The organism is uncultured Zhongshania sp., from assembly GCF_963975605.1.
In the GTDB taxonomy this organism is placed as follows: Bacteria; Pseudomonadota; Gammaproteobacteria; order Pseudomonadales; family Spongiibacteraceae; genus Spongiibacter; species Spongiibacter aquimaris.
In genome coordinates this window covers 1-4,510 of sequence record NZ_CAXBHN010000045.1, presented here as the reverse complement: position 1 = coordinate 4,510, position 4,510 = coordinate 1, and the positions used below count along the sequence as shown (strand labels likewise).

Below are 4,510 nucleotides of genomic sequence, written 5' to 3'. Positions count from 1 at the left end.
ATGGCGGAGAAGGAGGGATTCGAACCCTCGATGCAGGATTAACCGCATACTCCCTTAGCAGGGGAGTAATATCAGTTCATGTCAGTTCATTAATGTATTTATTATCAATACTTTACCAAAAATAAGCTCATAACAATTCACTTGATTACACCCATATTTTTCCGTACAACTACCGTACTTCCTCAACTTATTTCAAGAGGCCTAGATGAAGCGGCCAACGCGAAACATAAAATCAGCCACTGAAAGAGCAACGCTACCTGTGCGTCGAGAGCCCTATTGGCACCCACTTTATAAAGGATTAGCAGTCGGCTATAGAGTATCGAAAACATTTGGCGAAGGAATTTGGCAAGCTCGTTGGCGAGACCCTGACACCGGCAAACACCTTACAACTTCCTTAGGCCACTTTTCCGACGTCTACGGGGCAAATGCGAATCATGCGAAAGTGAAGGCTTTCGATGAAGCGTCAAAAGCGGCTATCGCCTGGGCCGATGATATGAGAGCTGGCATCACTAACACCCAGCCCACTGTCGCGGATGCGTGCAAGCATTATGTCAACGCTGGCCTAGCAGGCCGCCCAAAGGCACAACAGTCGGCAAGCGGTAGTTTTCGCTATCGGATAGAAGCCAATCCAATCGCCAAGATCAAACTTTCGTCCCTGCGCAAAAGCCATTTGCGGGACTGGATGCTCGGTTCGGTTCAGCAAACGGTGGAGAAAACAGGTGCCGACCCTTCAGATCCTGATGTAATGCGAAGAGCAAAGGACACGGCTAACCGAGATTTTCGGCATTTGCGTGCGGCTCTCAACCTTGCATGTAGTGATGGAATGTGCAGCAACAGCCTTCAATCAGCGTGGTCAACTGGGATAGCCTTCCCAGGAACAAATCGCTCAAAAGGAAACTACCTCAATGACAGCCAGACCTCAGTGTGGATCGATGCGACTCCGCAACCATTGCGCAACTTTCTCTATGGCCTGATGCTGACAGCCGCACGACCAGGTGAGTTAGCTACTCTAAAAGTACAAGATTTCGATAAAGCTGCAGGGATACTTACTGTCGCGACGGGGAAGCGCAAAGAAGGCCGGGAGAAAATATTCCGAAATGTCGTGCTAACTACTGATGCCTCAAACTTCATCAGTAAGCAGTGTACGACTAAGCTTAAAAGCGCCTACTTATTTCACGACTCCGCTGGCAACCCCTGGAACAAACAAACTTGGCAGGAATGCGGTAAGTACGCAATCCAAGCAGGATTACCAGAAGGAACTTCTGCGTACGATATGCGCCACGCCACAATTAGTCGATGGCTCGCTGGTGGACTCAGCACATTTGAAGCTGCGAAATTAGCTGGCACAAGCGAAGATATGATCCAACGCCACTACGGACACCTATTAGCAGGGGTAACTAAGATCAAGCTCGATAGCGCCAGCTTATCGACCAAGGGGCATTGATCTAATTTCGCCCCCTCGAAAGCGCCAAATATTAGCCAATTCCTGATATTTATTTATCAGAGGGACATTCCGCGCAGTAAAACCCATGTGGAGAATCACGTATTACCAACAACTGAGGTGATACACGATGCAACACAATGAAATAGGCATTATTAACAAACCCCGCAGCCCCTCCGCGAAAGACCGTCAAGCGGTCGATTTCGAGGCTGACGCCATGTCGGTCGATACCTTTGCTCGACGCAACGGTATCGGAAAAGTAAAGGCCTACGCGGAAATCAAAGCGGGCCGCCTGAACGCGATGAAAGTGGGTAGCCGAACCCTGATTACGCAGGAGTCCGCCTACGCGTGGCGCCAGCTCTGCCAACAGGGGGGGTTAAAACAATGAACGCTCTCTACCTAGATTTGAACCAAGCATTTTTGAATGCAGGACTAACCCCGCCCGACCGTATTCTCGTTGACGGAAAACTGCACCGATATGCTCAACCGGATAAACCAAAGTCAGTATCGAGCTGGTACGTGTTTTTTGATTCCGGCAGCGGCGTGACTGGGGTGGTCGGTGATTGGCGCACCGGTCTAAGTGCAAACGTATCGACGTGGCGTGATAAATCAATCACACAAACCGATATGGATGCCGCCAAGGCAATGATGGCACAAGCACGCGCACACGCTGAGAAGGCCAGAAAAGCCGAGCAAGACGCCACCGCGAGGCGCGCGGTATTAATCTGGAACAATACTATTCCTGCCAATCAAAACCACCAATACCTTAAACGTAAATGCTTACCGCCTTTTGGATTGCGCGAGGCCAGTGGTAATTTAATTATTCCAATTACCGACATTGATAATGTGTTGTGGTCGATCCAAACAATTAAGCCAAACGGTGAAAAGCGTTTTCTATCTGGTGGGCGCACTAAAGACTGTATGTCCTGGATTGAAGGCAAGCGCACCGACACGCTATATATTGCCGAAGGATGGGCGACCGCCGCCAGTGTTGCCTTCTACACTACCAACACAGCAGCATGCGCATTCAACGCGGGCAACATGACGAATGTCGCCACAGCGATCCGCAAAAAATATCCGAACGTCCCTATAGTTATTGTTGCCGACCATGACGAGGTAGGTATTAAGGCTGCCAAACAAGCAGCTTCAAAAACTGGTGCTGACTTCTGGTACCCACCCACGCAAGGCCATGACTTCAATGATTGGATGATTGAATCGGGGGTGATGGGATGAGAGAACACATTGACAACAACCCAGCAATGGCGGAAATGGCGGATTGGCGGAAAAATAGTGATCCCTTAGATATAAGTGGATTTAAGCCTAATGTTGATTGGCGGAACAATGGCGAAAAAGTGGCGGATTGTGCAGAAGGCCGCAATTTACCCCTCAGCAAACCTATACCACTACCCGAGAAGCCGACAGCCCTCAACTATCCCGTAGAGGCTTTAGGCCCAATATTAGGCGAAGCAGCCAAAGCCATTGCCTACCATGTGCAAGTGCCGTTGGGCATCGCGTGCCAGTCGGTACTGGCTGCAGGTTCATTAGTGGCACAGCAGCACGTGAACGTGGCGAGAGGCAAAATCAGCACCGGCCCAGTGTCGCTCTATTGCCTTTCGATAGCCGACAGTGGCGACCGCAAAAGCGTAACCGATAAGCTCGCATTAAAGCCCGTTCGTGATTTTGAAGCAGCCCGCCGTGATGAATTACGATCCGAGTTGAAACGCTATCGCTCAAATCTAACCGCATGGGAAATGCGCGGTAATTCAACAAAACAGGTATTCAAACCAAAAGGTGATAAGGCTATGAGCGAGAGCGAGGAACAACGCCTTGCTAATGCATTAATGGAACTGGAAGCAGAAAAACCAACTCCGCCACCACGGGCAAGCATTACGTTTGCAGAACCGACACCGGAAGCAATATGGCGACACTATCAGCAAGGATTACCCAGCGCCGGTTTATTCTCTGATGAGGCTGTAGGATTTTTTAGCGGCCACGGTATGACCGCAGAGGCAAAGGGCCGCATGATTGGCTGTCTTTCTCAATTATGGGATGGCAGCACCTTACAGCGTACCCGCGCCGCTGAGGGTGAATCTGGCGAAATGGACAACCGCCGCCTATCTACTCACCTTATGGTGCAACCGATAGTAAGTGCGGAAGTGTTAGCCGATCCACTATTACTAGGCCAAGGCTTTATAGCTCGCTTTCTAATCTGTCATGAAATTAGTATTGCCGGCACTCGCTTTCTCGCAAATCGTGACCCAACAATAGGCGCAGATGATGATCCTGCGATTACCGCCTATTGGTCGCGGCTAACCGAATTGCTAGCTAGGACTGCAGCCACAAACGAAGAAACCGGTGGGTTAGATCTGCGCACCCTCGAAATTACCGGTGATGCCTATCAACAATGGGAAGCCTTACATGATGGTATAGAACGACACCTGACGCCAAGCGGCATATTTTTCGACATTAAAGCCTTCGCGTCCAAGGCTGCAGAAAACGCAGCCAGAATTGCGGCTGTAATGGCATTCATTGAAAACGAGGAGATTACAGAAAGTCATATTCAAAGAGCTGGACAACTAACGGCCTATTACTTGGAATCAATGGCAGCCCGCACAGGTGAAGCCGCAAACGATATAGAGGATATACAGGCGCGTGAATTACTCGACTGGATAACTCAACACGGCGGTAAGCTGGAGGCGACTCAATTTAACCGATTACCGAGGGCTTACCGAAAAGCCAGCAAAACCAGAACCATACTGGACAGGCTACGCATGGATGGCCACCTAGAGGTGCAAATGGGAGCTGGCGCTAAAGCGGTGTATTGGGAGGTTATATCATGCTAGACCTAATAGCCGAGGGCATGGCAATACGTAATCAGCGGCCAATACAGGTGGCGATGAGTGCATCCGCAACAAATCCGCCAGTACCCGCCAATATCCGCCAACACCCACCAATGCTGAAAACACACGAAAATCCAGACCATGCTGAAGGCTCTACAGCTAAAATACGCCAATTGCGTATTTTTGTAACTATGAACACTGAATTTTGCGAAGCGTGAACACCTGCACC

At 49.9% G+C, this 4,510-nt stretch carries 5 protein-coding genes; all 5 read left to right on the top strand.

Going from position 1 to position 4,510, the window contains the following annotated elements; translation table 11 throughout:
- Window positions 1–205 precede the first annotated feature (205 nt).
- The 5 genes from AAC007_RS17405 (at window position 206) to AAC007_RS17385 (ending at window position 4,499) form a co-directional block, all read left to right on the top strand.
- A complete protein-coding gene (locus AAC007_RS17405) occupies window positions 206–1,444 on the top strand; it encodes a site-specific integrase (protein ID WP_339678533.1) in 1,239 nt (412 codons plus the stop codon).
- A gap of 127 nt (window positions 1,445–1,571) precedes the next feature.
- Complete coding sequence (locus AAC007_RS17400; RefSeq protein WP_269617956.1) at window positions 1,572–1,829, top strand: hypothetical protein; 258 nt, start codon at window positions 1,572–1,574, stop codon at window positions 1,827–1,829.
- The gene (locus AAC007_RS17395; RefSeq protein ID WP_339678528.1) at window positions 1,790–2,674 is read left to right on the top strand and encodes a toprim domain-containing protein; all 885 of its coding nucleotides are present in this window, start codon (window positions 1,790–1,792) and stop codon (window positions 2,672–2,674) included. Before AAC007_RS17400 ends, AAC007_RS17395 begins: the two co-directional genes overlap by 40 nt.
- The gene (locus AAC007_RS17390; protein ID WP_339678525.1) at window positions 2,671–4,284 is read left to right on the top strand and encodes a YfjI family protein; all 1,614 of its coding nucleotides are present in this window, start codon (window positions 2,671–2,673) and stop codon (window positions 4,282–4,284) included. The genes AAC007_RS17395 and AAC007_RS17390 overlap by 4 nt, the downstream gene beginning before the upstream one ends.
- Window positions 4,278–4,499, top strand: coding sequence for a hypothetical protein (locus tag AAC007_RS17385; protein WP_339678522.1), 222 nt, complete (start codon window positions 4,278–4,280; stop codon window positions 4,497–4,499). Before AAC007_RS17390 ends, AAC007_RS17385 begins: the two co-directional genes overlap by 7 nt.
- The last annotated feature ends 11 nt before the right edge of the window (window positions 4,500–4,510 follow it).